The sequence below is a fragment of the Streptomyces europaeiscabiei genome (assembly GCF_001550375.1).
GTDB lineage: Bacteria > Actinomycetota > Actinomycetes > Streptomycetales > Streptomycetaceae > Streptomyces > Streptomyces europaeiscabiei.
The window spans coordinates 1-3,892 of the sequence record NZ_LRTR01000101.1 but is presented as its reverse complement, the minus strand read 5'-3'; the positions used below and the strand labels follow the sequence as shown (position 1 = coordinate 3,892).

The following is a 3,892-nucleotide window of genomic DNA, read 5'->3' as shown; positions in this document are numbered from 1 at the left end:
GAGAGAGGTGGGCCTCGCCGACCGGCTCCGGCCGCCCGCCACCGCCACGGCCTCCCTCTGGACCGGGGGCGCCCTGCGGCCCATGCCCAAGGGCCACGTGATGGGCGTGCCCGGCACCGCGTCCGCCCTCTCCGGGGTCCTCTCCGACGAGGGCCTGGCCCGCATCGAGCGCGACGCCGACCTGCCGCGCACCGAGGTCGGCGACGACGTGGCGGTGGGGGAGTACGTGGCGGCCCGCCTCGGCCGCGAGGTCGTCGACCGCCTGGTGGAACCCCTGCTCGGCGGGGTCTACGCGGGCGACGCGTACCGCATCTCGATGCGCTCGGCCGTCCCGCAGCTCTACCAGGCCGCCCGGACCCACATCTCCCTCACCGAGGCCGTCCGGGGCATCCAGGAGCGTGCGGCCGCCGCCCGGCAGACCGGCCCGGTGTTCATGGGCATCGAGGGCGGTGTCGGGCAACTGCCGCTCGCGGTCGCCGAGTCGGTGCGGGCGCGAGGCGCCGAGATCCGCACCCGGACACCTGTCACGGGGCTGCGCCGCGAGGCATCGGGCGGCTGGCGGGTCGTCACCGGGGACCGTGTCCTGCACGTGGACGCCGTGGTCGTGGCCGCCCCCGCCCCGGTCGCCGCCGACCTCCTGCGCGCCGAGGCACCCGAGGCCGCCGCCGAACTGTCGGGCGTCGAGTACGCCTCGATGGCCCTGGTCACCCTCGCCTACCGCCGCGGCGACCTCACCCTCCCCGAGGGCAGCGGCTTCCTGGTGCCGCCGGTCGAGGGCCGCACCATCAAGGCATCCACCTTCTCCTCCCAGAAGTGGGGCTGGATCGCCGACGAGAACCCGGACCTGCTGGTCCTGCGCACCTCGGTCGGCCGGTACGGCGAGACGGCGATCCTGGACCACGACGACGCCCACCTCGTGGACGTGTCGAGGACCGACCTGCGCGAGGCCACGGGCCTGTCCGCCACGCCCCTCGAAACCCGCGTCACCCGCTGGGACGCCGGCCTGCCCCAGTACCCGGTCGGCCACCACGCGCGCGTGGCCCGGCTTCGCGAGCACCTCGGCAAGCTGCCGGGCCTCGCGGTCTGCGGCGCGGCGTACGACGGCGTCGGCATCCCGGCCTGCGTCGCGAGCGCCGCCGCCGCGGTCGACCAGATCCACGGCGACCTGCGCGCGGTGCGGGACCTCACCGCCAACCCGGTGCAGAGCCTGCACGGCGGAGCGGGAGAATAGGAACCATGAGCGACGTCGCCCCCACCACCGAGTCCGGCCGGATCCCGAACAAGGGCAAACTGGCCAAGGACCTCAACGAGGTCATCCGCTACACGCTGTGGTCCGTCTTCCGGCTGAAGGACGTGCTGCCGGAGGACCGCGCCGGTTACGCCGACGAGGTCCAGGAGCTGTTCGACCAGCTCGCCGCGAAGGACGTCACCGTCCGCGGTACGTACGACGTGTCGGGCCTGCGCGCCGACGCCGACCTCATGATCTGGTGGCACGCCGAGACCGCCGACCAGCTCCAGGAGGCGTACAACCTCTTCCGCCGGACGAGGCTGGGCCGCGCGCTCACCCCGGTGTGGTCGAACATGGCGCTGCACCGCCCCGCCGAGTTCAACCGCTCGCACATCCCGGCGTTCCTCGCCGACGAGACGCCCCGCGACTACGTCAGCGTCTACCCCTTCGTGCGCTCCTACGACTGGTACCTGCTGCCCGACGAGGACCGCCGCCGTATGCTCGCCGACCACGGCAAGATGGCCCGCGGCTACCCGGACGTCCGCGCCAACACGGTCGCCTCGTTCTCGCTGGGCGACTACGAGTGGATGCTCGCCTTCGAGGCCGACGAGCTCTACCGCATCGTCGACCTCATGCGTCACCTGCGTGCCTCGGAGGCCCGTATGCACGTCCGCGAGGAGGTCCCGTTCTACACGGGCCGCAGGAAGTCGGTGGCGGAGCTGGTGGCGGGCCTGGCATAAGAGCTCCGGCAAGGGGGAGGCGCGGGGCCGTCACCTGTGCGGCTCGGGCGCGCTCAGCGGCTGACGGCCCGCGGTTCCTTCACCCCTTGACCCGCGGAGCGCTCGGCTCCGGTCGCGGCGCGCATGCAGCGCGCCGCTCCGGCAGCCGCCCCTCCAACAGGTACGCCTCCAGGTACGCGTTGACGCACTTGTTGGCCCCCCACCCGACCCCGTGGTTACCGGCGTCCCGCTCGGTCACCAGCACCGACCCCCACAGTCGGCGGTGCAGTTCGATCGCCCCTTCGTACGGCGCGGCCGCATCCCGCTCGGCCGCGAGAATCAGCGTGGGCGGCAGCTCGCCGGGCCCGGTCCGCACGTCGAGCGGCTCCTGACGGGGCCCGCTCCAGTACGCGCACGGCAGGTTCGTCCACACGTTGTCCCACGTCTCGAAGGGCGCGGTCCGAGCGAGCCGCGTGTTGTCGCGGTCCCAGACCCGCCACTGCGTCGGCCACGGCCCGTCGTTGCACTCGACGGCCGTGTAGACGGCGCTCGCGTTCTCCTGCTCGACGGACACCTCCGGGTACGGACCGGCGATCTGGACCAGCGGCTTCGGGTCGCCCTTCAGATACGCGGAGAGCGCCAGGGCACGCTGCGGCCAGTGATCGTCGTAATAGGCGGCCTGCAGGAACGCGCCCTGCAGCTGTCCCGGTCCCACCTTGCCCCCGGCGGGCCGGGCGGCCAGCCGCGCGGCCGCCCGCTCGTAACTGCGCAGTACCTTCTGAGGGGTGTCACCCAGCCCGTACACCTTGTGGTGCCTGGCGGCCCAGGCGCGGAAGTCCGCCCAGCGTTCTTCGAACGCGGCCGACTGGTCGAGGTTGTTGCGGTACCAGATCTGTTCGGGGTCGGGGTTCACCGCCGAGTCGAAGACCATCCGGCGTACGTGCGAGGGGAACAGCGACGCGTACAGCGCTCCGAAGTACGTCCCGTACGACGCCCCCATGAACGTCAGCCGTGGCTCGCCGAGCGCGGCACGCAGTACGTCGAGGTCACGGGCGTTGTTGCGGGAGTGGTAGTGCCGCAGCGCGTTCCCGTTGCGCTGCGCACACCCCCGCGCGATCGTCCTGGCCCGCGCGATCCGCTCCTTCTTGTACGCCTCCGAAGGGTGCGTCGGTGCCGGTGAGGGCCCCCGGTGCAGCCGCTTCGGGTCCTGGCAGGACAGCGGCGCCGACCGGCCGACCCCACGCGGGGCGTACCCGATGAGGTCGTACGCGGCGGCGACCCGCTTCCAGCCGGGGAGCTGGCCGACGAGCGGGAAGAACATCCCGGAGGCCCCGGGGCCGCCCGGATTGAACACGAGCGCCCCCTGCCAGGGGACCTTCTTCCCTCCGGCGTCCTCCCCCTTGGCCCCGACCCGGCTGACGGTCAGTGAGATCTGCCTGCCGTCGGGCAGCGCGTAGTCGAGCGGAACCTTGACCGTCCCGCACCGCACCCCGTCCGGCAGCCCCTCCACCACCGGGCACTTCCCGAACCGGATGCCTTCGTCGGCGGCCCGCTCCGCCGCGACGGCTACCTGCTGGTCCTCCGTCCAACTCATGTCACTCTTGGCCGGCACGGCGCCGAGAGCACTCAGCAACACCGCCCCGATGGTCCCGTAGAGAACGGCAGCTCGCATGGAGATCCCTCCGAAGCACGACAGCGACAAAGGGATGTTTGGTGTGAAAGGGGTGAATGTAAAGCACCGTTCGACGGTGTCGCCGCTGCTTTCAGGGGTGGGGGGAGCGCTGCGCGATCGGCCACGGGCAATCCGTAGTCCGCGATGCGCAAGGCCGCACACGGCGCTACCGCTGATCGAACGCCGCCCGCATCTCAGGAGACTCCACCGCCCCCACCCCCCAGACAGCCACGGAGACCAGGTCCGCGAAGTCACCCCCGCCCCCCCCCCCCC

The 3,892-nt window shown here is 72.4% G+C and carries 3 protein-coding genes; 2 read left to right on the top strand and 1 reads right to left on the bottom strand.

From position 1 onward, the window contains the following. The coding region (hemG, locus tag AWZ10_RS04350) for a protoporphyrinogen oxidase (protein WP_060890483.1) at positions 1–1,231 on the top strand (1,231 nt) is incomplete at its 5' end. 5 nt (positions 1,232–1,236) lie between these two features. Next, the gene (gene hemQ / locus AWZ10_RS04345; RefSeq protein WP_046706876.1) at positions 1,237–1,968 is read left to right on the top strand and encodes a hydrogen peroxide-dependent heme synthase; all 732 of its coding nucleotides are present in this window, start codon (positions 1,237–1,239) and stop codon (positions 1,966–1,968) included. A gap of 79 nt (positions 1,969–2,047) precedes the next feature. On the opposite strand, the gene AWZ10_RS04340 is transcribed toward hemQ, so the two are convergent. Then, on the bottom strand, positions 2,048–3,619 hold the full coding sequence (locus AWZ10_RS04340; protein WP_060890482.1) for an alpha/beta hydrolase: 1,572 nt from the start codon (positions 3,617–3,619) through the stop codon (positions 2,048–2,050). Positions 3,620–3,892 lie beyond the last annotated feature (273 nt).

Bases quoted from the DNA above. Each gene is read 5' to 3' on its own strand.
- hemQ (WP_046706876.1), top strand. From the start codon at position 1,237: ATGAGCGACGTCGCCCCCACCACCGAGTCCGGCCGGATCCCGAACAAG.
- AWZ10_RS04340 (WP_060890482.1), bottom strand. From the start codon at position 3,619: ATGCGAGCTGCCGTTCTCTACGGGACCATCGGGGCGGTGTTGCTGAGT.